This is a genomic window from Streptomyces sp. NPDC020747 (assembly GCF_044334695.1).
GTDB lineage: Bacteria > Actinomycetota > Actinomycetes > Streptomycetales > Streptomycetaceae > Streptomyces.
On record NZ_JBIRTJ010000007.1, the window covers coordinates 122,902 to 147,666 of the forward strand.

A 24,765-nucleotide genomic window follows, 5' to 3' on the forward strand; every position below is an offset into this window, starting at 1 on the left:
GTGGGGACAGCGGCTCTGATGTCGCAAATACTTCAGTACCTGAAACAACAATGCGCCTGAATGTTTCATGATGTCAAGTAACGGGGGTAGCCTGGAGTACATGTCCACGCAGAAGACTCCCCGGATCGACCCTCTGACAGTCGAGGTCGTCGACCTGATCGGCACGGTGGTGGCGCGCTACCACGAGGAGTACGAGGAGGCGGCGGCGGAGCATGCGCTGACCGGGGCGCAGGCTCGGCTGCTGAGTCTGCTCTCGCTGGAGCCGTTGCCCATGCGGCGGCTGGCCCAGAAGCTGAAGTGCGAGCCGTCCAATGTGACCGGGATCGTGGACCGGCTGGAGGTGCGGGGGCTGGTCGAGCGGCGGCCCGATCCGGCGGACCGGCGGGTGAAGCTGGCCGCGGTGACGGAGGAGGGGCGGGGGGTCGCGCGGAGTCTGCGGGACTCCCTGCGGTTTGCGCGGGAGCCGCTTGCGGGGCTTTCGCGGGAGGAGCGGGTGTCTTTGCGGGGGTTGCTTCTGCGGATGCTCGATGGCTCCGCCGGGGTGGGTGGAGCGGGCGGTTCGTAGGCCGCGGGTCGGTGGGGGCCGGTCGCGCCGTTCCCCGCGCCCCTGAGAAACCGGCGGCTCGACCTGTTCGCCGTGCGACGGGCCGGCCCGGGTTGCCCGCGCGGTGCGCCGCGTCCCTGGAGGCCGGGGCCGTTCGTCACGTGGCCGTTCAGTTCGAGTTGCTCTCGCGCAGTTCCCCGCGCCCCTGAAAGACCGGGGCCCTGGCCGTTCGTAACGTGACCGCCGGCCTCAGTTGCCCGCGCCGTTCCCCGCGCCCCTCAAAGACCGGGGCCCTGGCCGTTCGTAACGTGACCGCCGGCCTCAGTTGCCCGCGCCGTTCCCCCCGGCCCTGGCGGGGCGCCTCAGGTTGAGCCACGTGGCCGGCCGGCCCCCGTCAGCCCGCACCCGACGGGACCGACCTCGCGTCCCGTCCTCAGGGAGCCGCGGGCTACGAGCACCACCACAGGAAGCGGGTGCATGTTTCCGAGGGGGTGGGGGTCGGGGGTGGGTCCTCCGTCGTGGGGGTCGGGGCCGGGGTGCCCGGGTTCGCGGGGGTGGTGTCGCCCGGGGTGGTCCGGTCCGGGGGTGGGGTCGAGGTGCTGGGGGCGGTCGAGCGGGACGGGTCGGTCGATTCCTTCTTCTCGTCCCCCTCCTTGTCCTTCTTGGACTTCTTCGACTCCGAGGGCGAGGGGGAGGCCGAAGCGTCCGGGGACTCCCGGCCGGCTCCGCCCGATGAGCCGGCCTCGTCGCCGGACGACGACGAGCCGTCCGCTGAGGCCGAGGAACCGGACGACGCCTCGTCCGCCGCTGCCACCTTCGGCTCGGAGGAGGGGGCCTCCATACCCAGCTCCGCCAGACTGAGCCCGCCCGCCGCGAGCAACAGCCCCGCACCCACGAGCAGCACCCGCTTGCGCCGCCGCCGGTGCAGCGCGGCACGCCGGTCACGACGGGTCGCCCGGACCCCGCGGCCACCCCGGCGCCGGGACCGGCGTCCACCACCCGTCGGCTCGTCGCCCTCGGAGTCGTCGTCGAGTTCGTCGACGGCGTCCTCTCGGTCCTCCAGGGAAGCCGCGTACTCCCGGCACGCGTCGGCCGATGTACCGCACCCCGGACAGGCCAGGGCGCCATTGAGGTGCCTTTGGCACGGGTGGCAGTAGTCCATGACGCCGGAAGACTAAACTCCGCGCAGGTCACGTTCACAGTCACGGCTGTGAAAGTTCTGTGCTGAACTACCCGTTCCGGTTGGGCGAGTTGAGGACAGGCCGGACCATTCGCCGCCTTCCCGTGCCATCGCGTCGAAACCGTTGTGCGTTCGACCCATTGACACTACCGCCGCCGAATCCTTACTGTCTGGCCAGCATTTCGAACGTGTGACGAAATTTCGAACAGAGCCGTAGAGCCACAAGGGGCAATTTCCGTGCGCATCACCGGAATCAGCACACACGTGGTCGGGACGCCGTGGCGCAACCTGACCTATGTCCAGGTGCACACCGACGAGGGACTCACCGGAGTCGGCGAGACCCGCATGCTGGGCCACACCGACGCGCTGCTCGGCTATCTGCGGGAGGCGGAGGCCAACCACATTCTCGGTTCCGACCCCTTCGCTGTCGAGGACCTCGTGCGTCGCATGAAGTACGGCGACTACGGGCGGGCCGGAGAGATCGTGATGTCCGGTATCGCCGTGATCGAGATGGCGTGCTGGGACATCAAGGGCAAGGCCCTGGGCGTACCGGTGTGGCAGCTGCTGGGCGGCAAGGTCACCGACCGTGTGAAGGCGTACGCGAACGGCTGGTACACCACGGAGCGCACTCCGGAGGCGTACCACAAGGCCGCTCAGGAGGTCGTCGCGCGCGGGTACAAGGCGCTGAAGATCGACCCGTTCGGGACGGGTCACTTCGAGCTCGACCACGAGCAGTCGCTGTACGCGGTCTCGCTGATCGAGGCGGTCCGGGACGCGATCGGCCCCGAGGCCGAGCTGATGCTGGAGATGCACGGCCGTTTCTCGCCGGCCACCGCGATCCGTCTCGCGCGCGAGCTGGCGCCCTTCAAGCCGGCCTGGCTGGAGGAGCCGGTCCCGCCGGAGAACCTGAAGGCGCTGGAGAAGGTGGCTGCGAAGGTCGACATCCCGGTCGCGACCGGTGAGCGCATCCACGACCGCATCGAGTTCCGTGAGCTCTTCGAGAGCCAGGCCGTGGACATCATCCAGCCGGATGTCGGCCACATCGGCGGCATCTGGGAGACCCGGAAGCTGGCGGCGACCGCCGAGGCCCACTACGTACTCGTGGCGCCGCACAACGTGGGCGGCCCGGTCCTCACCGCCGCCTCGCTCCAGGTCGGCTTCACCTCCCCGAACTTCAAGATCCTGGAGCACTTCAACGACTTCGCGGACGCGGAGATCAAGAAGGTCGTGAAGGGTGCCCCGCAGGTCGTCGACGGCTACTTCGAGCTGTCGCACGAGCCGGGTCTCGGCGTCGAGCTGGACACGGACGCGGCGGCCGAGTTCCCGCAGCAGCAGGCCCGCTTCGACCTGTGGGCGGACGGCTGGGAGCAGCGCAAGCCGAAGGGCGGCGACAAGTGACGGCGCCCGGCACCGGGGCGGGCGGCGGGCCGCGGACGGCCGAGCGGACCGGCCGAGGTCCAGGGGGGCACCGCGCACCCCGGCAGGCTCGCGGCCGTGGCCCGCGCTGCTCCACCGCGGCGGCACCACCGGCCGCGGACGACCGCTCGCGGCTTCACGAGCCCGTCTCCCGCGGAGCGCTCAGGCACCGCCGCCACGCGCCACCGCGGTCGCGCGCCGTCGCGGCGGACCAAGGTGGCGGCCACCGCTCCCTCGATGCCGGCCACCGCCCCTTCGACGCCCTGACACGGCGAGCGGCCGCTCAGGCACAGCCCACCGCCGCGCAGGCCCGACCCACGGAGCAGTCATGAGCGCCGCAGCACAGGCCGTCGTGATCGAGGGCCCCGGCGAGCACCGGCTGGCCCCCCACGAGCCCGTGGCGCCCGCCGCCGGCGAGGCCCTCGTGCGGGTTCACGCGAGCGGTATCTGCGGCAGTGACCGCGAGGTGTACGAGGGCAACCGGCCCGAGGGGTACGTCCGTTACCCGCTGACGCCGGGCCACGAGTGGTCCGGCACGGTCGAGGCGGTCGGTCCCGGGGTCCCGGAGGAGCTCGTGGGCCGCAAGGTGGTCGGTGAGGGCTTCCGCAACTGCCAGGTCTGCGACCGCTGCCACGAGGGCGAGACAACGTTGTGCACGGCCGGCTACGAGGAGACGGGCTTCACCCGGCCCGGCGCCATGGCCACCACGCTGACGCTGCCCGCCCGGCTGCTGCACGTCCTGCCGGAGGACGCCGACCTGACGGCGGCGGCGCTCCTGGAGCCCGCGGCCTGCATCGCGGCGGCGGCGCTCAAGGCGAACGCGCGGCCCGGCGAACGGGTGGCCGTCGTCGGCACCGGGACGCTCGGTATGTTCGCCGTGCAGTTCCTGAAGGCGGGTTCGCCGTCGGAGCTGCTCGTGGTCGGCACCCGCCCGGACCGCGAGGAGCTCTCGAAGAAGTTCGGCGCGACCGAATTCCGTACCCGGGACCAGGAGTTGCCCGACGACTTCGACGTGGTGATCGAGACCGCCGGGTCGGCGACCGCCGCGACCACCGCCGCCGCGCTGCTGCGGCGCGGCGGGCGTCTCGTCCTCACCGGTATCCCGGCTCCGGGTGCCGAGGGCCTCGACCCCACCGATCTCGTCGTACGGCAGCTGGAGGTGCACACCGTGTTCGGGGCGCCGCCGGAGGCCTGGGCGCACACGGTGCGGGTCTTCGGTGCCGGTCTCCTCGATCCCCTTCCGCTGGTCACGCACGAGCTGCCGTTGGACGAGTTCGCTCACGCCATCGAGCTGGTGGGTTCCGGCGACCCGAAGGTCGGCAAGGTGCTGCTGCGGCCTTAGGGTGCGTCCCGGGTTTCCCGGGACAGCCCCTGGGCCCGCGGTGCCGGCCGCCCCCCGATCCGTACGCCGGTACGGAGACCTGACGCTCCGTACCGGCGTACATCCACCGCCACGAACCGCGTCCGACACATCGAACGCGAATCCCGCCAGAGCCAGCTCCAGCTAAGGACAGCTTGATGACCGACGCTTCTCCCAAGGCGGCCCGTCGACCCGGTGAGCAGGCGCTCGCCGCGCTCGGCCTGGGCGCGCCCGCCCTCTCCCCCGCCGACGCCTCACCGCACGCCTTCCCCGAGGGCGGCCGCTGGCGCACCGAGGTCCCCTCGTGCGAGGGGCCGGAGGCGCTCGCCGTGGTCCTCAAGGAGTCCTCGCGGCTCGACGTGCCGATCCACCGGATCAGCCAGGGCAGCGGCGTCTGGATGCTGACCGACGCCGAGATCACCGAGATGGTCGAGGCCACCGAGGAGCGCGACATCGAGCTCTGCCTCTTCACGGGCCCGCGCGGCACGTGGGACATCGGCGGCTCGACCCGGACCGACTCTCGGGGCGGCGGACTGCGCGCCCGTGGTCACGATGCGGTCGCAGGTTGTCTCGAAGACGCCATCCGTGCAACGGAGTTGGGCGTAAAGTGCCTCCTCGTGGCTGACGAAGGCGTGCTCTGGACCCTGCACCGGGCCCGGGTCGCCGGGATCATCCCGGCGGACACGACGCTGAAGGTCTCGGCACTGATAGGCCCGGTCAACCCGGCCGCGTACGCCGTGTACGAGCAACTCGGCGGCGACTCCATCAACGTGCCGAGCGATCTCACGCTCGACCACCTGACGGAGATCCGCAGGGTCAGCGCTGCCCCCATGGACATGTACATCGAGGCCCCCGACGATCTCGGCGGGTACGTGCGCATGTACGAGGTGGCCGAGCTGATCCGCCGCGGTGCCCCGCTGTACCTGAAGTTCGGCCTGTCCAAGGCTCCCGGGATCTACCCGTACGGCCACCACATGCGGGACGTGACGCTGTCGACGGCACGGGAAAGGGTGCGGCGTGGCCGGCTCGCCCTGGACCTGCTCGCGCGGCACGGGGCGGACGGCGACATGGCGCCGCTCGGCTCCCGACTTCCGGGCGCACTCCAACGGTTTGACATTCCCTCATAACGTTCCGAACACACCCCCTTCACAAAAGACGACGCGGCCGAACACAATCCGACACACCTCCTCTCGGTCGTTCCTCGCTCCACTTCCTGGTTCCGCCAGACCGAGCCCCGTCAGATACATCAAGGAAGATGATCATGCGCAATCGCAAAGCAGCGCTTTCCGCCATAGCCGCGGCCGCCTCCCTGGCCCTCACCCTCTCCGCCTGTGGGCAGGACAGCGACGGCGGCAGTGAGGACAAGAAGGGAGACGCCAAGGGCTCCACCGTCGGAATCGCGATGCCGACGAAGTCCTCCGAGCGGTGGATCGCCGACGGCGCCAACGTGGAGAAGAACCTGAAGGCGGCCGGCTACAAGACCAAGCTGGCCTACGGTGAGGACGACCCGGACACCCAGGTCTCGCAGATCGAGAACATGATCACGCAGGGCGTCTCCGCGCTGATCATCGCGGCGATCGACAACAAGTCGCTCGACAACGTTCTCCAGCAGGCCAAGGACGCCAAGATCCCGGTGATCTCCTACGACCGCCTGATCCTCAACTCCCCGAACGTCGACTACTACGCGTCGTTCGACAACGAGAGGGTCGGCGAGCTGCAGGGCGGCTACATCGTCGAGAAGCTCGGCCTCAAGGACGGCTCCAAGAAGGGCCCGTTCAACCTTGAGCTCTTCGCGGGTTCGAACGACGACAACAACACCCAGTACTTCTTCAAGGGCGCGATGAAGGCCCTGCAGCCGTACATCGACCAGAAGAAGCTGGTCATCAAGTCGGGCCAGACGAAGCTGAACCAGGTCACCACGCTGCGCTGGGACGGCGGCACCGCCCAGAAGCGCATGGAAGAGCTCCTTACCGCGGCGTACCGCAAGGACAAGGTCGACGCGGTGCTCTCGCCGTACGACGGCATCTCCATCGGCATCCTGTCGGCGCTGAAGTCGGACGACTACGGCTCCAAGAACAAGCCGCTGCCGGTCGTCACCGGACAGGACGCCGAGGTCGCCTCGCTGAAGTCGATCAAGGCGGGCGAGCAGACGGCGACCGTCTTCAAGGACACCCGTGACCTCGCGAAGGTCGCCGCGAACATGGTCGACTCGGTGCTCAACGACAAGAAGCCCGAGATCAACGACACCAAGTCGTACAACAACGGCTCGAAGGTCGTGCCCGCGTACCTGCTGACCCCGGTGAGTGTCGACAAGACCAACTACCAGAAGGTCGTCATCGACTCCGGCTACGTCAAGGCCGGCGCAGTCAACTGACCGCCACCCCCTAGGGATTGGAAGGCACGACCATGGCGGGACCCGTCCTGGAAATGCGCTCGATCGTCAAGACCTTTCCGGGCGTCAAAGCGCTCTCGGACGTTTCCCTGAGCGTCCGGCCGGGCGAGGTCCACGCCATCTGCGGTGAGAACGGCGCCGGAAAGTCGACCCTCATGAAGGTCCTCTCCGGCGTCCATCCGCACGGAACGTACGAAGGCGAGATCCTCTTCGAGGGAGAGGCCTGCTCCTTCAAGGACATCCGGGCGAGCGAGCAGCACGGCATTGTGATCATCCACCAGGAGCTCGCGCTGGTGCCGTATCTCTCCATAGCCGAGAACATCTTCCTCGGCAACGAACACGCCACGCGCGGGTTCATCAGCTGGACCGAGACGCTGAGGCACGCGACCGAACTGCTGCGCAGGGTGGGGCTCGACGAGCACCCGGACACCCGCGTCGCCGACATCGGTGTGGGCAAGCAGCAGCTCGTCGAGATCGCGAAGGCGCTGTCGAAGAAGGTGAAGCTGCTGATCCTCGACGAGCCGACGGCGGCTCTGAACGACGAGGACAGCGGCAAGCTCCTGGACCTGATCCTGGGTCTGCGGGAGCAGGGCATCACCTCGATCATCATCTCGCACAAGCTCAACGAGATCGAGCGGGTCGCGGACTCGGTGACGATCCTGCGCGACGGGCGGTCCATCGAGACCCTCGACGTGAAGGCCGCGGAGACCACCGAGGACCGGATCATCAACGGCATGGTCGGGCGCGACCTCGACCACCGCTTCCCGGAGCGCACCCCGCACGACACGGAGGTGGGCGCGGCTCCGGCCCTGGAGATCCGCAACTGGACCGTCCACCACCCGATCGACCAGCAGCGCAAGGTCGTCGACGACGTGTCGATCCAGGTGCGCCGCGGGGAGATCGTCGGCATCGCCGGGCTCATGGGCGCCGGGCGCACCGAGCTCGCGATGAGCGTGTTCGGGCGTACCTACGGCCGGTACGCGGGCGGCACCGTCCTCAAGGACGGCACGGAGATCCGGACGAAGACCGTTCCCGAGGCGGTCAGGCACGGCATCGCGTACGTGACGGAGGACCGCAAGCACTACGGCCTCAACCTCATCGACACGATCAACCGCAACATCTCCCTCAGTGCCCTGGGGAAGGTCGCCAAGCGCGGTGTCGTGGACGAGCACGAGGAGCGGCAGGTCGCCGAGCGCTACCGCAAGTCGATGAACATCAAGGCGCCGACGGTCTTCGAACCGGTGGGCAAGCTGTCGGGCGGCAACCAGCAGAAGGTCGTCCTCAGCAAGTGGATCTTCGCGGGTCCGGACGTGCTGATCCTGGACGAGCCGACCCGCGGGATCGACGTGGGCGCCAAGTTCGAGATCTACACGGTCATCGACAAACTGGCCGCCGAGGGCAAGGCGGTCGTCTTCATCTCCTCCGAGCTGCCGGAACTGCTCGGAATGTGCGACCGCATCTACACGATGGCCGCCGGACGGCTGACCGGTGAGGTCCCGCGGGCCGAGGCCACGCAGGAAGTGCTGATGCGCCAGATGACGAAGGACAAGAGGTAAGACCGATGAGCACGAACGTGACCGCCAAGTCCCCCGCGCCGGCGCCCGCCGGCAAGGGCGACTCGACCGGGGGCGACGGCCTGCTGCAGCTGATGATCGACGGTATGCGCCGCAACATGCGGCAGTACGGCATGCTGATCGCTCTCGGCCTGATCGTGGTGCTGTTCGCGGTGTGGACGGACGGCGACCTGCTGCTGCCGCGCAACGTCTCCAACCTGGTGCTGCAGAACAGCTACATCCTGATCCTCGCGATCGGCATGATGCTCGTCATCATCGCGGGCCACATCGACCTGTCGGTCGGTTCGCTCACGGCCTTCGTGGGCGCGGTGGGTGCCGTGCTGATGGTCAACCATGACGTCGCCTGGCCGCTGGCCGTGGTGCTGTGCCTGCTCATGGGCGCCGCCGCGGGAGCCATGCAGGGGTTCTTCATCGCGTACCTCGGCATACCCTCCTTCATCGTCACCCTCGCCGGCATGCTGACCTTCCGCGGTCTGACGGAGATCTTCCTGGAGGGCCAGACGGTCGGCCCGTTCCCCGAGGGTCTGCAGAAGGTCTCCAACGGCTTCCTTCCCGAGGTCGGCCCGGACACCAACTACCACAACCTCACGCTGCTGCTCGGCTTCGCCGTGATCGCGTTCGTGGTGCTGCAGGAGGTCCGTGACCGCAGGCGGCAGCAGGAGTTCGCTCTTGAGGTGCCGCCCACCAAGCTGTTCCTGCTGAAGATCGTGGCCCTGGTCGCCGCCGTCCTCACGGTCACGATGATGCTCGCCAGCTACAAGGGCGCCCCGGTCGTCCTGATCATCCTCGGCGTCCTCGTCGTCGGCTTCGGCTACGTGATGCGCAACGCCGTCATCGGCCGCCATGTGTACGCGATCGGCGGCAACCTGCCCGCGGCGAAGCTGTCCGGTGTGCGGGACAAGAAGGTCACCTTCCTGGTCTTCCTCAACATGGGCATGCTCGCGGCGCTGGCCGGTCTGGTCTTCGCGGCCCGCTTCAACGCGGCCTCGCCGAAGGCCGGTCTGAACTTCGAACTGGAGGCGATCGCCGCGTCGTTCATCGGCGGCGCGTCGATGAGCGGCGGCGTGGGCACGGTCCTCGGCGCGATCATCGGTGGTGTCGTCCTCGGTGTCCTGAACAACGGCATGAACCTCGTCGGCGTCGGCAGCGACTGGCAGCAGGTCATCAAGGGCCTGGTGCTCCTCGCGGCGGTCGGCTTCGACGTGTGGAACAAGCGCAAGGTCGGTTCGTAGCGTTCTCGGTGGGGCCCCGCGGGCGCACGCCCGTGGGGCCCCATTTTCCTGTGTACGGCCCTGTGCGGGGCTCTGTGCACGGCGGCAACAGCCAAGCTCCGGAAGACAGTTGGAAGACAGGACGACCGTGAAGGAACTTTTCGGAACACTCACCGACGGCACGAAGGTCCACCGCTGGTCGCTGGAGAACGGCGGCACCCGGCTGAAGGTCCTCTCGTACGGCGGAGTCGTCCAGTCCCTGGAACTCCCGGACCGCGGCGGCCGGTACGCGAACGTGTCGCTCGGTTTCGACACGATCGAGGAGTACGAGGCGTCCAGTCCGTACTTCGGCGCCGTCATCGGCCGGTACGGCAACCGCATCGCCGGCGGCAGGTTCACCCTCGACGGCGAGGACCACCGGCTCCCCGTCAACGACGGCGGGAACAACCTGCACGGCGGGCCCGACGGCTTCGACAAACACGTCTGGGCCGTGGAGGAGTTCGGCTCCGGCTCCGACGTGGGTCTGGTCCTGCGCCGCACCAGTCCCGACGGCGAGATGGGCTACCCCGGCACACTGACGGCGAAGGTCACATACACGCTCACCGGGACCGGCGACTGGCGCATCGACTACGAGGCCACCACCGACCGGGCCACGGTCGTCAACCTCACCAACCACGTGTACTGGAACCTGGCGGGCGAGAACGGCGGCCCGGTCCACGACCACGAGCTGACGGTCGCCGCGTCCCGCTTCACACCGGTCGACGCGGACCTCGTCCCCACCGGCGAGCTCGCCGAGGTCGCGGGCACCGCCTTCGACTTCCGTACGCCGAAGACGGTCGGCGAGGACATCGGCCGGGCGGACCAACAGCTCGCGCACACCAAGGGCTTCGACCACAACCTGGTCCTCGACAAGGGGCTCACGCAGCGGCCCGAGCACTTCGCGACCCTGCGCGAACCGGTCTCCGGCCGCACCCTGCGGATCGCGACGACCGAGCCCGGTGTGCAGTTCTACTCCGGCAACTTCCTGGACGGCACACTGGTGGGCCCCGGCGGCCACGCATACGGTCCTGGCAGCGCGCTGTGCCTGGAGACCCAGCACTTCCCGGACTCACCGAACCGCCCGGAGTTCCCGTCGACCGTGCTCAGGCCGGGCGGGACGTACCGCTCGACGACGGTCCACTCGTTCGGCCGGTGATCAACCTTCACAGGTGGTTCACAACTTCCACATCGATTCACAGTCGTTGAACAGAGACACACAGCCGCCCGTACTAAGGAGCGGCCCGCGTATCTCCGCTCGGGCCGCCCCTCAAGGACGGAGGGTCCATGGCCGACAATGTCACCTCGCTGTTCCGCACCGGCGCGCACAGCCCCTCGATGGCCGCGCTGGCACGCGAGAGCGGGGAGGCGGGTCCGGTGGACTTCTGCATCCCGTGCAATCCGTACTTTCCCTCGCCCCGGATGATGGACGAGCTGACCAACCGGCTGCGCGACATCATCACGTACTACCCGAGCAGCGCGGACACCATCACCGCCGAGCTGTGCAATCTGCTGCAACTTCCCCCGCAGTGCGTGGCAATGGGCAACGGATCCACCGAACTGATCACATGGATCGACCACTTGCTGGTCCGGGAGTCGCTCGCCATCCCCGTTCCCACCTTCGGCCGCTGGACCGACCAGCCGCTGGAGACCGGCAAACGCGTCGACATGTTCCCGCTCCAGGAGAGCGCGGGCTTCGCCCTCGACCCGGCCCAGTACATCCAGTTCATCCGCGCCCGGGGCACCCGCGCGGCCGTCATCTGCAACCCGAACAACCCTGACGGCGGCTTCCTGCCCAAGCAGACGATCCTGGCCTTCTGCGACGCGCTCGCCGACCTCGACCTGATCGTCATCGACGAGTCGTTCCTGGAGTTCGCCGACGCCGAGAACGAGCCGAGCATCGTCGAGGAGGCGGTGATGCGCCCCAACGTCATCGTGCTGCGCAGCCTCGGCAAGAACTTCGGTCTGCACGGCGTGCGGTTCGGCTACATGGTGGCCAACCCGGGCCTGGCGGGCAAGATCCGCTCGATGCTGCCGAAGTGGAACCTGAACGCCTTCGCGGAGACCGTGGTCTTCATGCTCAAGGACTACGGGGCCGAGTACATGGAGAGCCTGCACATGGTGCGCCGCGACCGGCTCGACATGGCCCGCCAGCTCTCCACGCTGCCCGGCCTCACGGTCTACCCCTCGCAGGGCAACTTCCTCTTCGTGCGCCTCCCCGTGGGCGCCGAGGGCACCGTGGTCCGGGACCGCCTGCTCACCGAGCACCGGATCCTGGTCCGCGAGTGCGGCAACAAGATCGGCTCGTCCAGTCGCTTCCTGCGGCTCGTGGTGCGCCCCCAGGTGGACGTGCGTCGCCTGGTGTCCGGCCTGGAGTCGGTGCTCTACGGGACCAGGAGGGGAGCCGCCGTGCCCGAGCTGAGCACAGGGACCAGCTACAGCTCGGGTACGGCGGCGGTCGACCGGCTCGTCAGTTCGACCAGCGGGCAGGGCTATCCGGGGATCGCCGCGGCGGCCAACGGAATGGCCGGGCAGCCCCAGCCGCTCACTGCTGCCGCGAACGGCATGATGGGACAACCCCAGCCGCTGACCGCCGCGGCCAACGGAATGGTGGGACAGCCTCAGCCACTGACCGCCGCGGTCAATGGAATGGGTGGTCAGTCACAGCAGTTCAACACCCCCGCCAACGGAATGATGGGACAGCCGCAGCAGTTCACCGCCGCGGCGAACGGGATCCCGGGGCAGCCGCAGCCGCTCACGGCCGCCCAGACCCGGGGGACGACGGGCATGCCGGGAGGGCTGACCGCCGTGAACGCGCAGGGTCAGCCGCAGGGGTTCCCGCAGCAACAGCAGCCCCAGGCCATGCCGCAGCCGGTGCCCCAACCCGTGCCGCAGCAGGCCACCGGCTGGCCCAACACGCCGCCGAACGGCGCCGGCTGGCCGGCCGCCGCTGTCGACCGGGTCGGCTGACCACCGGACCGGTTGCCCGGGGGCCCCGCATCCCGCAACGGGGCCCTCGCCGGCCGGGAGGTCCAGGACCCTCCCGGCCCCGGCACAGGGGGGAACAGCGGGCCCGCGCTCGGAGGGGAGACGCGGGCCCGCACCCCTTGCCTTTTTTGGGGGCGCGGGGAACTGCGCAGTCTTTTGGTCTTTCAGGGGCGCGGGGAACTGCGCGACCAGCCCCCACCCACCCGCACCCGACGAACCGCCTCCCGCGGAGCGCCACGCGGCCACCAGGATCAGTAGGCCACAGGCCACCCCCCACTCCAGTTCAGCAGGTTGATCCCGAGCTTGGGAGTGCCGTTGTCCTGGCCGTCGTAGTAGTGGTAGACGATCAGGTCCCCGTCCGAGTCGGCCAGGATCGACTGCCCACCGGGCCCGATGTACCGGCCGTGCGACTCCAGCACGGGCGTCCCACCGTTGTTCGTCATCGCGACGCCGTTCTTGTCGTAGTACGGCCCGGTGACACTGGTGGCCCGGCCCACCTTGACCTTGTACGTGGAGCCGGTGCCAGCACAGCAGGTGTCGTACGAGGCGAACAGGTAGTAGTAGCCGCCCCGTTTGACGATCGACGGGGCCTCGACCGCCTTCGTGCCGGTCGGGCGGGAGGCGATCGAGTACCGCGTGGTGTTCGACGAGAGCTGCTTGCCGGTCGACGGGTCGACCTGGATCATCTTGAGCCCGGTCCACCAACTGCCGAAGGACAGCCACCACTTGCCGTCGTCGTCCACGAAGAGGTTCGGGTCGATGGCGTTGTAGTCGCTGGACGTGGTGGAGGTGTAGACGGCCCCCTGGTCGCTCCACGAGCCCGGCCGTCCGGTCGGCGAAGTGGCCAGCCCGATGGCCGACTTGTTCGAGCCGAAGGTCGAAACCGCGTAGTACATCAGGTACTTGCCGCCGCGGTACGAGATGTCGGGCGCCCAGGCCTCGGTGGCGTACGCCGACCACCAGCCGGGCCTGGCCGCGAAGGCGTCCCCGCCCGCGCTGAAGGCGATCCGGTTGGCCGAGGTCTTGTGGGCGAGGCCGCCGCCGGTGGCGTACAGCAGGTACTGGCCCGACGGAGTTCGGATCATCGTCGGGTCGTGGACGACGGTCGAGCCGGTGACGGTGCCCGGGTTCGGGTACGCGGACGCGGTGCCCGGGACGAGGGCGATCAGGATCGCCGCGGGGACGGCGAGCAGGGTCGTTCCGCGGGTCCTGCGGCGGCGGGTGCTGTGGGGGGTGCGGCTCACGGGGTCCTCCTGCGCGTGGGGAGAGGCAGGGTTCGTTCGGGAGATCGAACGACGGTCATCACTTCGAACGGGAAAGTAGAATCGAACCCCTTGCGCGTCAACGGTTCACGCAGCCCCTCGGGCCACGGGAAGAGTCGAAAGTGTTTCGACGTCCCAGGTGTCCCCAGTCGTCCCCAGGTGTTTCCAGGTGTCTCACAAGCGACTTGACGCCTCGTCACTTTGCCGAACGCACAGCACCTGAACAGATTCTGTTCCTACGGTGCCATGCTCATGACAGACACATCGATCCGACGTCGAACCGTACTCATCGCCGGTGGCGCCACCGCGGCCACCCTGACCGTGGGCGCCACGGCCCCCGAAGCCCCCTCGGCCGCCGATCCGGCCTCCGCGGTCCCCGTGGCCGCCGCGGCCGTCTGCACCCTCACCAAGGAGATGACCGAAGGCCCCTACTACCTCGACGGACAGCTCGTCCGCGCCGACATCAGCGAGGACAAGACCGGTGTCCCGCTGAAACTCACGCTCACCGTCGTCGACGACGACACGTGTGCCCCGCTCGCCAACGCGCTCGTGGAGATCTGGCACTGCGACGCGCTCGGCGAGTACTCCGGGTTCGTCGGGGGCAACGGGCACGATGAGCCGGACAACGGCACGTTCCTGCGGGGCGGGGTACTGACCGGCTCCGACGGGGTCGCCCGGATCACCAGCGTCTATCCCGGCTGGTACCGGGGGCGGTGCATCCACATCCACGCGAAGGTGCACACCGACGTCACGCTGACCTCCGACGGCTCCTTCGAGGGCGGTCAGGAGCTGCACACCGGGCAGCTGTTCTTCAACGAGGGGATCACCGAGGACGTGGCGGAGGTGGCCGCGTACGCCGCCAACACCGTGCCCCGGACGACCCTCGCGCAGGACTCCATCTACGACGAGGGAGGCGCCGCCTCGGGCCTGCTGACCCTCACCGCGCTGGGCGGCTCGGCGACGTCCGGCTACGCGGGCACGCTGACGCTGGGCGTCGAGACCGGCTGAGCGTCGGAGGCCGCCTGCGGGCCGGTGGGGGCGTGCCGCACGGGGAACCGCGCCCTTCAGGGGCGCGAGGAACCGCGCGATCAGCCCCACCGGCCCGCACCGCGGCTCACACCCCGACCCCACCGGAGGTGACCCGCTCGGCGGGCCGGCTGCGCGAGACGACGTTCATGCCGCGGGCGTCCACGACACGCATCTGGAGCGAGCCGCACCCGCAGCGGGTCCACACGGTCTGGCCGGCAGCGGTGCCGTGCCGGGACACCACCTGGAAGGGCTCGGCACGGTCGGGCCAACCGCAGTACGGGCACGCGTCGCCGGCGGGCCGGTCGTGGGTGTGGGCTGTGCTGGTCATCTGTCTGCACTCCTTGTGCGGGGGTGGTCGGGTGGACCGTCGCGACACCTCCAGCGTGTAACGGAAGCTCTGTGTACGTCCAGGTTGACTTTCTGGACCTCACCTTGAAGCGTGGGCTTCATGATTGATCTGCGCCGGCTACACGTACTGCGGGCCGTCGAGCACTACGGCACGGTGACCGCCGCCGCCCGCGCCCTGCACCTCACGACGTCCGCCGCCTCGCAGCAGGTCCGCCAGCTCGCACGTGAGCTGGGCGTCGATCTGCTGGAGCCCCAGGGCCGCGGCGTACGGCTCACCCAGGCCGGACGGAGTCTGATCACGCACGCCGACGCGATCCAGGCCCGCTGGGACCGGGCCGAACTGGATCTGCGGGCCGACCACGGCGATCCGGCCGGGCTGCTGCGGGTGAGCGGTATCCCGGTGGCGATCTCGGTGCTGCTCGCCCCGATGGCGGCCCGGCTGCGGGAGCGCCACCCCCAGCTCTCCGTACGGATCCAGGAGGCGGAGGTCCCGTCGAGCTTCGACCTGCTCTTCGAGGGCGAGACCGATCTCGCGGTCGTCGAGGCGACTCCGCGCAACCCGCCGCTCGGCGACGCCCGCTTCGACCAGCAGCCGCTCCTGGACGACCCGTTCGACCTGGTCGTGCCCGACCGCCACCGGCTGGCGGGGCTGCGCCGGGTCGACCTCGCGGAGGCGGCGCGCGAGGACTGGATCGCGCCGGTCCAGGACAACCCCTGCCGGGTGCACATGCTCTCGGCGTGCGGCGCGGCCGGCTTCACCCCCGACGTCGTCCACCACTCGCGGGACTGGAACGCGATGGCCCACCTCGTCGCCCACGGCCTGGGGGTCGCCCTCATCCCCCGGCTCGCGCATCTGACCCCGCACCTGCCGATCACCCGCGTCCGGTGCGTCGGCGACCCGCACCGCAAACTCCTCACCTGCACCCGCGCCGGCGGCCACGAACGTCCGGCGGTCGCGGCTGCATTGGGCGAACTGCGCGCCCTCGCGCCGACGGCGGTGGCCTGACGGAGGCGGGAGACAGGAACAGCCTTTATGGTTCCGAATTGGAGGTTCGTCGCGGTGGCGGGAAGGTGAGCTGAGCTGTGGAGGCGCTGGGGCAGGCGGAGAGTCTCGACGAGCTGCTGCGGCTGGTACGGCGGCACGGGAGCCTCGCGGAGACGCTGAGGTGGCTCGGGCGGCGGATCGGGGCGGACGTCGCGTGGATCGGGCGCCGTGGCACGGTCGAGGCGGCGACGGCGGGATTCCCCAGGCAGGTCGCCGACGAGCTGCGTGACCAGGTGGCACGCCTGACCCACGGACGGCTGGCAGCGGCGACTACGCAGGCCGGCGAGCTGGAGGTGCACCTGGAGGCCTTCGGCGCGGGCGAGCCGCGTCCGGTGCTGGTGACGGTCAGCGCCTCGGCGCTGCCCCGGGAGGCCATGCTGCTGGCGTCACAGGCCGGTGGCCTCGTCGAACTGCTGGGCCGGGCGTCCGAGGGCGACAACAGCGCACGCGGGTACGACGCGAAGGCCGCGCAGCTGCGGTTCGCGGTCCTGACCGCCCTGCTGGCCGGGGACGTCACCCTGGCGCGGCGGATGACCACGGGCGACGTACCGCCGCTGCTGAACGCGGAGCGCGTACGGGTCCATCTCCTGCACTGCCCGCCCACCGACCGGGACCGGCTGGCCAGGGCCTACCAGGACTCGTCGGGCTACCACGGCCCCGGTCTGATGGTGAACTGCCCGGTGTTCAAGGAGCAGCTGATCTGCCCCGTCGCCGAGGACCCGGAACTCGGCGGCCGTTTCCAGCAGGGCGAGGTGCTGCGCCGGCTGGTCAGCGAGAACCCCGGGTACGCGCTGGGCGTCAGCAGGCCGCACCCGCTGGCCGCCACCGGGGAGGCCTACGGCGAGGCCGTGCACGCCCTGGCCGTCGCCCGTAACTCCCCCGACCGGCTGGCCGCGTACCGGGGACGGCCCTCGCTGGTGCACGTACTGCCCCGCCGGGCGGCCCTCGCCTGGGCGCGCGCCTACCTGGAGCCGCTGCACGGCGCCCCCAAGCCCACGGTGGACGTCGTCCGCCTGGCCGTGACGTTCACCCGGTCCGGCGTGGCCCGTCTGCTGCACCTCAGCCGCACCACCGTCACGGCCCACTGCCGCCGGGCGGAGGAGGCCCTGGGCATCGACCTGGGCGAGGTGCGCAACCGCGCCACGCTCGATCTGGCCCTGTCCCTCAGCCCGCTCCAGCCCGATCCCACGGACGCCGTCCAGCCGGTCGCGCCACCGCTCGGCGAACTCCTGCGTACGGCCCCCGCCACCGCCTGGGCGGAGCCCTTCCTCCGGCCCCTCCAGGACACCCGGCACCGCGATCTCTACCGCACGGTGGAGGCCTGGATCGACGCCAACACCGACGCCCAGCGCACGGCGGCGCGGGTGGGTCTGAGCCGCAACACGGTCCGCACCCATCTGCGCGCCGCCGAACGCCTCCTCAACCGCGACCTGCTGACCACGGGTTCCGGCATCCACGACCTCGTCCACGCCCTGCGGGTCACGACTGCGCACCGTGCACACCCCACGGACGAATCTGGCCACCGTGCACGGTGGTCCCCGAAGCACGCCGCCTCCTAACGTGCTCACTGGAGGGGCAGTCGGCACCGACGCCCCAGCCATCCGGTGCGGCGGCGAATGGTCCACGGGGGAGACCATTCGCCGCGCCCCGTGAGGGGCCGGAGCTGTGCCCGCCGTCAGGCCAGCCGGATCACGTTCCAGGACAGGGGCTCCAGAACCGAGCCCAGGGTGCCGTCCCGGAGTGTGGTCCCCGGCACGACCCGCGGAGCGACCCGGTCCGGCTCGGCGAGTGTGTTGCGGGCGTCCGGATCCGCGTCCGCGAGCACGCTGTGCTCGACGACCGAGGTCAACTCAAGCCCGTTCAGGGCGACTTCGAGCGGCAGCGCCTCCGTCCGGCTGCGGTTGACCGCGAAGACGGTGACCGAGCCGTCCTCCGCGCGGACGGCGGTGGCGTGCAGCAGGTCGGCCTCGCCGTACTTCGCCGTCTCGTACGTCGGCGAGTCGACCCGTACGTCGAGGACCTCCCCGCGCCCGTACCGCGAGGCCTGTGCGAACGGGAAGAACGTCGTCTGCCGCCAGGCCGGGCCGCCCGGCTCGGTCATGATCGGCGCGATGACGTTGACGAGCTGGGCGAGGCAGGCGACGGTCACCCGGTCGGCGTGCCGCAGCAGCGCGACGAGGAGCGAGCCGAAGACGACCGCGTCCATCACGCTGTAGTTGTCCTCAAGGAGGCGGGGCGCCTCCGCCCAGTCCCGCTCGGCGGAGTTCTCGATCGCGTGCCAGCCCGAGATGTACCAGACGTTCCACTCGTCGAAGGAGAGGTTGATCTTCTTCTTCGACTTGAGCTTCGCGCCGATGTGGTCGCAGGTGGCGACGACGTTCTCGATGAACGACTCCATGTCCACGGCGGAGGCCAGGAAGGAGTCGACGTCGCCGTCCTGCGGCTCGTAGTAGGCGTGCAGGGAGACGTAGTCGACGAGGTCGTACGTCTCCGTCAGGACCGTCGCCTCCCACTCGGCGAAGGTCGGCATGGACTGGCTGGAGGAGCCGCAGGCGACCAGTTCGACGGAGGGGTCGATCTGCCGCATCGCGCGGGCGGTCTCGGCCGCGACCCGTCCGTACTCCTCGGCCGTCTTGTGGCCGGTCTGCCAGGGGCCGTCCATCTCGTTGCCGAGGCACCACATCCTGATGCCGAACGGGTCCTTGTCGCCGTGCGCGATCCGCTGGTCGGACAGGGCGGTGCCGGCCGGGTGGTTGGCGTACTCCTGGAGCTCCAGGGCCTCCGCCACTCCCCTGGTCCCGAGGTTGACCGCCATCATCGGCTCGGCCTGCGGGCCCACCTTCTTCAGGAAGGCGATGTACTCGGAGAGCCCGAAGCGGTTGGACTCCGTCGACCGCCAGGCGAGGTCGAGCCGGCGGGGCCGCTCCTCGGCCGGGCCGACCGAGTCCTCCCACTTGTAGCCGGAGACGAAGTTGCCGCCGGGGTAGCGGACGGCGGTGACACCGAGCTCACGGACGAGCTCCAGTACGTCCGTCCGCAGGCCCGCCTCGTCGGCCGCGGGGTGGCCCGGCTCGAAGATGCCGGTGTAGACGCAGCGGCCCAGGTGTTCCACGAACGAGCCGAAGAGACGGGGGTTGACCTCGCCGACGGTGAAGGCCGGGTCGAGGGTGAAGCGGGCGGTGTCGTGCATGGTTCCTTGTTCGCCTTTCGGGGTGGGTGGAGAGTTCAGTCGGGTGGGGAGTTCACTGGCCCGCGAGGCCCGTGTGGGCGACGCCGGCGACTATCTGGCGCTGGAAGAAGACGAAGACCACGATCAGGGGCAGGCCGGCCATCAGGCCGCCGGCCATGAGCTGGGCCCACTGGATGCCGTAGGAGTTCATGACGGTCGCGATGCCGTTCGGCATGGTCATCAGGTCGGGGTTGTTGGTCACCATGTACGGCCACAGGAAGTTGTTCCAGGACGCGATGAAGGTGAAGATGCCGACCGCCGCGAGGGAGGGGCGGGACAGCGGGAGCACGATGGTGAAGAAGACCCGCCAGCGGCCCGCGCCGTCGATGAAGGCGGCCTCCTCCAACTCGCGCGGGATGCCCTGGAAGAACTTGTAGAGGATGTAGACCATCGCGGCGGGCGCGCACTGCGGCAGGATCATGCCCCAGTAGGTGTCGACCATCCCCATCTGCTGGACCGTGGTGAAGAGAGGGACACCGAGGACGGCGGGCGAGACCATCAGGCCGGTCATGACCAGGCCCAGCAGGAAGCCCTTGCCGCGGAACTCCGTGCGGGCGAAGCCGTATCCGGCGAGTGCGCCGACGCTCAGCACCACGGCCGTCACACACACCGAGACGACGAACGAGTTCACGAACCAGTTCGTGATGTTGCCCGTCTCGAAGATCGCGCGCCAGGCCTGGGTCGTCCACTCCTTCGGCAGCCAGTGCGTCGGTACCTCGACGGCCTCGGTCTCCGACTTGAGCGAGGTGAACAGGGCCCAGGCGAGCGGCGCGAGGAACACCGCGGAGACGGCGGTGGCGAGGAGGGTGAGCACGATCTGGCTGGGCGTCCAGGGCTTGCGAGCGTTGGGCCTGCGGGCCTTGACGCGTACCCGCGTCTCGTCGCTGGTCTGTGCTGCGGCGGTGCTCATCGGCCGCCCTCCTCACGGTTGCGCAGCAGCCACATCCGGGCGAGGGCGACGGCCGCGATGATCACGAAGAAGATGACGGAGATCGCCGAGGCGTAGCCGACGCGGTAGCTGGTGAAGCCCTCTTCGAGGGTGTACTGCACGAACGTCCTGGTGGATCCCTCGGGTCCGGGCAGGAAGTCCATCATCACCACGGCCTGGTCGAAGACCTGGAGCGAGGCGAGGATCTGCAGGGCGATGACGAGCCCGGTGATGTTCCGCAGCAGCGGCAGGGTGATGTGGACCATGCGGTGCCAGGCGTTCGCGCCGTCCAGCCTGGCGGCCTCGTAGAGGTGCGCGGGAATGCCCTGGAGGGCGGCGAGGTAGAGCAGGAAGCTGAAGCCGACCGTCCACCACAGGGTGCAGACGACGACGGCGAGCATGGCGTACGACTTGTCGGTCAGCCATGCCGTCTCGATGCCGAAGACGTGGTTGATCATTCCGGTGCCGGGGTTGAACAGCCACTGCCACAGGTTGGCGGCGACGGTGGACGGCAGCAGGAACGGGGCGAAGAAGCACAGCCGCCACAGCCATTTTCCGCGTTCGATGTGATGGGCGAGCATCGCGAGGAGGAAGGCGAGGACCGTGATGCAGGGCACGACCAGAAGCGTGAAGTACGCGCTGTGGCCGAGCGATTCCCACACCAGCGGGTCGTCGAGCGCTTCGCGGTAGTTGTCGAGGCCGACGAAGCTCGTGGCGTCGCCTGAGATGTTGGCGTCCGTGAAACTGAGGTAGAGGCCGCGCAGCAGCGGCCAGATCACGAACAGCGCGAACAGCACGAGGAACGGGGCGACGAACCAGCCGCCGTGCTGGAAGCCCTGTCTGCGGCGGACGGTGGCGCCGGCCGCAGCGGTCCTCGCGCGCGGCGGAGCGATGACGGTCCCTGCGCCGGCCGTCGTCATGCGGCGGCACCTCCCTGTGCGGCTGTCCTGCCGTCCATGGGGTTCTTCATGGCGAGCAGTTCGGTGAGCGTGCTCCTCATCCGGCGGGCGGCGGTGTCCGGCTTGGCGGAACCCAGCGTCGAGGAGACGACGATCGGGCCGACGCGCTGGGCCAGGATGCCGGTGGACCCGGCGAACCACACCTTCGGCTCGGTGGCCTGGTGGTCCATCGCCGAGACGTACTCGCTCTGCGGGTTCAGCTTCTTGTAGGCGCCCGTGGACAGGGTGGGCGTGTAGGCCGGGATGTGGCCACCGCCCGCCCACTGCCGGGCGTGCCGGACGATGTACGCGGCCAGTTGGTGCGCGGCCTCGTCGGCGGCTCCGCCGCGGTCGGACTGGTGCGGCAGCACGAAGGCGTGCGACTCGGCGTGGGTGGCCCGCCTGCCGAAGACCGGTGGCAGCGGGGTCGCGCCGTAGTCGAGCTTCGCGCCGTCGAAGACCGGCACCGACCAGTTGCCCTCCCAGACGAACGGGCCGCCGTTGACGAACTGTTCGGCGCCCGCGCCGCCCGCGAAGCCCGAGTCGACGTATCCGTCGGTGATGTGCCGGCGCAGGAACTCCAGTACCTGGGTGGCCTTGTCGGTGTCGAAGGTGACCTCGGTGTCGGCGTCGTCGAACCAGGTGCCGCCGAGCTGGGTGTAGAAGGCGACGAAGAACCACCACTGGAAGTTCTGGTCGGCGGACCACATGCCGATGGTCTGCAGCCCCTTCTTGGTGGCCTGCTTGGCCTCCTTGAGCACGTCGAACCACTCGTCGGCGGAGGTGACCGGCACCATGCGGCCGTCGTCGCCGAGCAGACCCGCCTTCTTCAGCACGTCCTTGCGGTAGAAGCAGAGCTGTACGTGGATGTCGAGCGGAAGGGCGTAGAGCGTGCCGTCGATGACCGCGCGCTTCCACAGCTCGGGGTTGAAGTCGGCTTCCCGCACGCCGTACTTGGCGAGCAGGCCGGCGTCCCAGGGGTCCAGGAGCCGGCCCGGCGAGAAGCCGGTGACCCGGCCCAGGTGCATGACGCCGAGGTCGGGTGCGCGGTTGCCCGCCGCCGCCATGGCCAGCTTGGTGTAGAAGGGGCTGCCCCACTGGAGGGTGGAGTCCTTCACGTCGATGCCGGGGTTCGCCTCCCGGAAGGCGTCCAGCATCGCGATCATGTTGTACCCGTCGCCGCCGCTGAAGAGGTTCCAGTAGCGGACGCGGGTGTCGGCGCCGGAGGCGAGCGCGTCCGCCCCGGTGCCGAGCGCGGCGAATCCGAGGCTGCCCGCGACCGTCAGCCCGCTCAGTCCCGCCAGGATCTGCCTGCGATTCAGGCCAGGTCGTCCCATACCTTGCCTAACTGTTCGAGATTTCGATGGACGCTCGCAACTTCGAACGGGACCGTAGATAGGAAGCGCTTACTAGTCAATGGTTCGCGCAAAAACAGCGGCCCCCGTCCGGCGATCGGACGGGGGCTGCAGACGCCTTCTCGGGTGCTCCACGGGACGTCCGGCCGTGTCCGGCCGCGCTGTCAGCCCGCGAACGGGGGCTGGGGCAGGCCCTTGCCCGCGCCGGGGACGACGAGCACCGAGCCGGCGAGCGGATGCGGCGCCTCCAGACCCGTACGGGCTGTCGTGATGTACAGATCGGTCAGGTCGGCGCCGCCGAACGCGCAGGCGGTGGGGCGCGGTACGGGCAGCTCCACCACCCGGTCCAGCTTGCCGTCCGGGGTGTAGCGGCGGACCGCGCCGCCGTCCCACAGGGCGACCCAGACACAGCCCTCGGCATCGACGGTGAGCCCGTCGGGGAAGCCGTCGCCCTCCCCAATGGTCGCCAACTCGCGCCTTCCGGTGGCCCGTCGGCCGTCGAAGTCGAAGACGTCGACCCGGCGGGTCGGCGAGTCGATGTAGTACATGAGGCGGCCGTCGGGGCTCCAGCCCGTGCCGTTGCTCACCGCCACGTCGTCGAGGACGGTCTCGACCGTGCCGTCCGGGGCGATACGGGAGAGTGAGCCGCCGCCCGGCGCCTCGTCGTAGCGCATGGTGCCCGCCCACAGGGCGCCGTCGGGCGCGACCGCCGCGTCGTTGGCGCGGCGGCCGGGGACGACCTCCCGGTGCAGCCACCGAAAGCCGCCCGAGTCACCCGAGTCACCCGAACCGTCCGAGTCACCCGAAGGCTTCCCGCCGGGGCCGTAAAGGCCCACGCCGTCACGGAGGTTGACGACCAGGCCGCCCCCCGCGCGCGGCTTCGCGGCGCCCACGTGCTGCTCGGTCGCCATGACCGTACGACGGCCGGAGACCGGGTCGTACGTGTGGACCCGGGAGCCGAGGATGTCGATCCAGATCAGCCGCCGGCCCTCGACGTCCCAGGTGGGGCCTTCGCCGAGGGCCGCCTCCGCGCGGACGGCGACTTCGTACGCGTACGTCATCCCACACTCCGGTGTCCGAGTCGCTCCGACAGTTCGGCGGCGCCCTTCGCGGAGAGCTGCTCCAGCTCGGCGCGGCGCTCGTCGCTCCAGCGGATCATCGGTACGGAGATGGAGAGCGCGGCCACGACCTGGCCCGTGCGGTCGCGCACCGGCGCGGCGACACAGCTGACGTCGGGGTTCGACTCGCGGCTCTCCACGGCGATGCCGCGGGCGCGGATCTCGGTGAGTGCCTCGCGCAGGGCGGCCGGCTCGGTGATGCTGTTCGGCGTCATCCGGACCAGGTCGGCGTCGTCGGGGATCCGCGAGGTCAGCTCGGGCTCGGAGAGCGAGGCGAGCAGCATCTTGCCCACGGAGGTGCAGTGGGCGGGCAGTCGGCGGCCCGCGGCGGACACCATGCGCACGGCGTGCGTGGAGTCGACCTTGGCGATGTAGATGACGTCCGTGCCCTCCAGGATCGCCACGTGCACGGTCTCGTCGCAGGTCTCCGCGACGGACCGGGCGACCTGCTGGCCCTCGGCGGCGAGGTCGAGCTGCTCGGAATAGCGGCTGCCGAGCTGGTACGGGCGCACCCCGAGCCGGTAACGTCCCGGCTGACCCGGTACGGGCGTGATGTACGAGCGGGCGGCAAGTGTCGTCACCAGCTCGTGCACGGTGGTGCGTGGCAACTGGAGCTTGCGCACGATGTCGGGGGCGGAGAGCGTGCCGTCTCCGTCGAGGAATAGCTCGAGTATGTCGAGAGCCCTGGTTACGGCAGGTACGAGGCGTCCCACAACTGGCCCCCTCCCTTGTGTTCGAAATTTCAACAGCCGATCGGCATAGCGAACACAGGCTACTCATACCGATTACGGCCGGGCAATGGCCTTGCGACA

Annotated in this window: 21 protein-coding genes; 12 read left to right on the plus strand and 9 right to left on the minus strand. The window is 69.7% G+C overall.

All coding sequences use genetic code 11. The features are described 5' to 3' along the window. Positions 1 to 100: 100 nt before the first annotated feature. Positions 101 to 565 (plus strand): MarR family transcriptional regulator, encoded by a 465-nt coding sequence (locus ACH4YP_RS20060; protein ID WP_361063750.1) that lies wholly within the window; start codon positions 101 to 103, stop codon positions 563 to 565. A gap of 427 nt (positions 566 to 992) precedes the next feature. Here the strand turns inward: ACH4YP_RS20060 and ACH4YP_RS20065 are convergent, their stop codons facing one another. Continuing rightward, entirely contained in the window at positions 993 to 1,706 is a 714-nt protein-coding gene (locus ACH4YP_RS20065; protein ID WP_398491539.1) for a hypothetical protein, read from the minus strand. Positions 1,707 to 1,961: 255 nt separating this feature from the next. Between ACH4YP_RS20065 and ACH4YP_RS20070 the strand changes: the two genes are divergently transcribed. From ACH4YP_RS20070 to ACH4YP_RS20105, 8 genes are all read left to right on the plus strand, one after another. Then, positions 1,962 to 3,122, plus strand: a complete 1,161-nt coding sequence (locus tag ACH4YP_RS20070) for a mandelate racemase/muconate lactonizing enzyme family protein (protein WP_361063756.1) — start codon at positions 1,962 to 1,964, stop codon at positions 3,120 to 3,122. A 346-nt stretch (positions 3,123 to 3,468) separates the two neighbouring features. After that, entirely contained in the window at positions 3,469 to 4,482 is a 1,014-nt protein-coding gene (locus tag ACH4YP_RS20075; RefSeq protein ID WP_361063759.1) for an alcohol dehydrogenase catalytic domain-containing protein, read from the plus strand. Between the two features lie 176 nt (positions 4,483 to 4,658). Next, positions 4,659 to 5,627 carry a hypothetical protein gene (locus ACH4YP_RS20080; RefSeq protein ID WP_361063762.1) on the plus strand — a complete coding sequence of 323 codons (969 nt, stop codon included), beginning with the start codon at positions 4,659 to 4,661 and terminating at the stop codon, positions 5,625 to 5,627. A gap of 134 nt (positions 5,628 to 5,761) precedes the next feature. Next, positions 5,762 to 6,874, plus strand: coding sequence for a multiple monosaccharide ABC transporter substrate-binding protein (gene chvE, locus ACH4YP_RS20085; protein ID WP_361063764.1), 1,113 nt, complete (start codon positions 5,762 to 5,764; stop codon positions 6,872 to 6,874). Positions 6,875 to 6,906: 32 nt separating this feature from the next. Beyond that, entirely contained in the window at positions 6,907 to 8,448 is a 1,542-nt protein-coding gene (gene mmsA, locus ACH4YP_RS20090; RefSeq protein ID WP_398491542.1) for a multiple monosaccharide ABC transporter ATP-binding protein, read from the plus strand. Positions 8,449 to 8,453: 5 nt separating this feature from the next. Further along, positions 8,454 to 9,698 carry a multiple monosaccharide ABC transporter permease gene (mmsB, locus tag ACH4YP_RS20095; RefSeq protein WP_266740155.1) on the plus strand — a complete coding sequence of 415 codons (1,245 nt, stop codon included), beginning with the start codon at positions 8,454 to 8,456 and terminating at the stop codon, positions 9,696 to 9,698. Between the two features lie 109 nt (positions 9,699 to 9,807). Next, the gene (locus ACH4YP_RS20100; protein ID WP_398491544.1) at positions 9,808 to 10,872 is read left to right on the plus strand and encodes an aldose epimerase family protein; all 1,065 of its coding nucleotides are present in this window, start codon (positions 9,808 to 9,810) and stop codon (positions 10,870 to 10,872) included. Positions 10,873 to 11,000: 128 nt separating this feature from the next. Then, positions 11,001 to 12,683, plus strand: coding sequence for an aminotransferase class I/II-fold pyridoxal phosphate-dependent enzyme (locus ACH4YP_RS20105; protein WP_361063773.1), 1,683 nt, complete (start codon positions 11,001 to 11,003; stop codon positions 12,681 to 12,683). Between the two features lie 269 nt (positions 12,684 to 12,952). Here ACH4YP_RS20105 and ACH4YP_RS20110 read toward each other — a convergent pair whose 3' ends face one another. Further along, positions 12,953 to 13,945 (minus strand): arabinan endo-1,5-alpha-L-arabinosidase, encoded by a 993-nt coding sequence (locus tag ACH4YP_RS20110; protein WP_361063777.1) that lies wholly within the window; start codon positions 13,943 to 13,945, stop codon positions 12,953 to 12,955. A gap of 270 nt (positions 13,946 to 14,215) precedes the next feature. On the opposite strand from ACH4YP_RS20110, the gene ACH4YP_RS20115 reads away from it, so the two are divergent. Then, positions 14,216 to 14,971, plus strand: a complete 756-nt coding sequence (locus ACH4YP_RS20115; RefSeq protein WP_398491547.1) for an intradiol ring-cleavage dioxygenase — start codon at positions 14,216 to 14,218, stop codon at positions 14,969 to 14,971. Positions 14,972 to 15,077: 106 nt separating this feature from the next. On the opposite strand, the gene ACH4YP_RS20120 is transcribed toward ACH4YP_RS20115, so the two are convergent. Then, positions 15,078 to 15,320: a hypothetical protein gene (locus ACH4YP_RS20120; RefSeq protein WP_361063782.1), complete on the minus strand. Its 243-nt coding sequence runs from the start codon at positions 15,318 to 15,320 to the stop codon at positions 15,078 to 15,080. A 120-nt stretch (positions 15,321 to 15,440) separates the two neighbouring features. Between ACH4YP_RS20120 and ACH4YP_RS20125 the strand changes: the two genes are divergently transcribed. After that, positions 15,441 to 16,346, plus strand: a complete 906-nt coding sequence (locus ACH4YP_RS20125) for a LysR family transcriptional regulator (protein ID WP_361063785.1) — start codon at positions 15,441 to 15,443, stop codon at positions 16,344 to 16,346. A gap of 77 nt (positions 16,347 to 16,423) precedes the next feature. Then, on the plus strand, positions 16,424 to 17,944 hold the full coding sequence (locus ACH4YP_RS20130) for a helix-turn-helix domain-containing protein (protein WP_398491549.1): 1,521 nt from the start codon (positions 16,424 to 16,426) through the stop codon (positions 17,942 to 17,944). A 116-nt stretch (positions 17,945 to 18,060) separates the two neighbouring features. Here ACH4YP_RS20130 and ACH4YP_RS20135 read toward each other — a convergent pair whose 3' ends face one another. The 6 genes from ACH4YP_RS20135 to ACH4YP_RS20160 all read right to left on the minus strand — a co-directional run bounded on the left by ACH4YP_RS20135 (position 18,061) and on the right by ACH4YP_RS20160 (position 24,666). Then, complete coding sequence (locus ACH4YP_RS20135) at positions 18,061 to 19,575, minus strand: alpha-N-arabinofuranosidase (protein ID WP_361062870.1); 1,515 nt, start codon at positions 19,573 to 19,575, stop codon at positions 18,061 to 18,063. Between the two features lie 52 nt (positions 19,576 to 19,627). Beyond that, positions 19,628 to 20,524 carry a carbohydrate ABC transporter permease gene (locus ACH4YP_RS20140; protein ID WP_398491551.1) on the minus strand — a complete coding sequence of 299 codons (897 nt, stop codon included), beginning with the start codon at positions 20,522 to 20,524 and terminating at the stop codon, positions 19,628 to 19,630. After that, positions 20,521 to 21,462: a sugar ABC transporter permease gene (locus ACH4YP_RS20145; protein ID WP_361062876.1), complete on the minus strand. Its 942-nt coding sequence runs from the start codon at positions 21,460 to 21,462 to the stop codon at positions 20,521 to 20,523. Before ACH4YP_RS20145 ends, ACH4YP_RS20140 begins: the two co-directional genes overlap by 4 nt. Further along, positions 21,459 to 22,817, minus strand: coding sequence for an extracellular solute-binding protein (locus tag ACH4YP_RS20150; RefSeq protein WP_398491555.1), 1,359 nt, complete (start codon positions 22,815 to 22,817; stop codon positions 21,459 to 21,461). Before ACH4YP_RS20150 ends, ACH4YP_RS20145 begins: the two co-directional genes overlap by 4 nt. A gap of 182 nt (positions 22,818 to 22,999) precedes the next feature. After that, entirely contained in the window at positions 23,000 to 23,896 is an 897-nt protein-coding gene (locus ACH4YP_RS20155) for an SMP-30/gluconolactonase/LRE family protein (protein WP_398491557.1), read from the minus strand. Continuing rightward, positions 23,893 to 24,666 carry an IclR family transcriptional regulator gene (locus ACH4YP_RS20160; RefSeq protein WP_361062884.1) on the minus strand — a complete coding sequence of 258 codons (774 nt, stop codon included), beginning with the start codon at positions 24,664 to 24,666 and terminating at the stop codon, positions 23,893 to 23,895. The genes ACH4YP_RS20155 and ACH4YP_RS20160 overlap by 4 nt, the downstream gene beginning before the upstream one ends. Positions 24,667 to 24,765 lie beyond the last annotated feature (99 nt).

Excerpts from the sequence above, each read along its gene's own strand:
- ACH4YP_RS20060 (WP_361063750.1), top strand. The coding sequence starts at position 101 with ATGTCCACGCAGAAGACTCCCCGGATCGACCCTCTGACAGTCGAGGTC.
- ACH4YP_RS20065 (WP_398491539.1), bottom strand. The coding sequence starts at position 1,706 with ATGGACTACTGCCACCCGTGCCAAAGGCACCTCAATGGCGCCCTGGCC.
- ACH4YP_RS20075 (WP_361063759.1), top strand. The coding sequence starts at position 3,469 with ATGAGCGCCGCAGCACAGGCCGTCGTGATCGAGGGCCCCGGCGAGCAC.
- ACH4YP_RS20080 (WP_361063762.1), top strand. The coding sequence starts at position 4,659 with ATGACCGACGCTTCTCCCAAGGCGGCCCGTCGACCCGGTGAGCAGGCG.
- chvE (WP_361063764.1), top strand. The coding sequence starts at position 5,762 with ATGCGCAATCGCAAAGCAGCGCTTTCCGCCATAGCCGCGGCCGCCTCC.
- mmsA (WP_398491542.1), top strand. The coding sequence starts at position 6,907 with ATGGCGGGACCCGTCCTGGAAATGCGCTCGATCGTCAAGACCTTTCCG.
- mmsB (WP_266740155.1), top strand. The coding sequence starts at position 8,454 with ATGAGCACGAACGTGACCGCCAAGTCCCCCGCGCCGGCGCCCGCCGGC.
- ACH4YP_RS20105 (WP_361063773.1), top strand. The coding sequence starts at position 11,001 with ATGGCCGACAATGTCACCTCGCTGTTCCGCACCGGCGCGCACAGCCCC.
- ACH4YP_RS20115 (WP_398491547.1), top strand. The coding sequence starts at position 14,216 with ATGACAGACACATCGATCCGACGTCGAACCGTACTCATCGCCGGTGGC.
- ACH4YP_RS20120 (WP_361063782.1), bottom strand. The coding sequence starts at position 15,320 with ATGACCAGCACAGCCCACACCCACGACCGGCCCGCCGGCGACGCGTGC.
- ACH4YP_RS20125 (WP_361063785.1), top strand. The coding sequence starts at position 15,441 with ATGATTGATCTGCGCCGGCTACACGTACTGCGGGCCGTCGAGCACTAC.
- ACH4YP_RS20135 (WP_361062870.1), bottom strand. The coding sequence starts at position 19,575 with ATGCACGACACCGCCCGCTTCACCCTCGACCCGGCCTTCACCGTCGGC.
- ACH4YP_RS20140 (WP_398491551.1), bottom strand. The coding sequence starts at position 20,524 with ATGAGCACCGCCGCAGCACAGACCAGCGACGAGACGCGGGTACGCGTC.
- ACH4YP_RS20145 (WP_361062876.1), bottom strand. The coding sequence starts at position 21,462 with ATGACGACGGCCGGCGCAGGGACCGTCATCGCTCCGCCGCGCGCGAGG.
- ACH4YP_RS20150 (WP_398491555.1), bottom strand. The coding sequence starts at position 22,817 with ATGGGACGACCTGGCCTGAATCGCAGGCAGATCCTGGCGGGACTGAGC.
- ACH4YP_RS20155 (WP_398491557.1), bottom strand. The coding sequence starts at position 23,896 with ATGACGTACGCGTACGAAGTCGCCGTCCGCGCGGAGGCGGCCCTCGGC.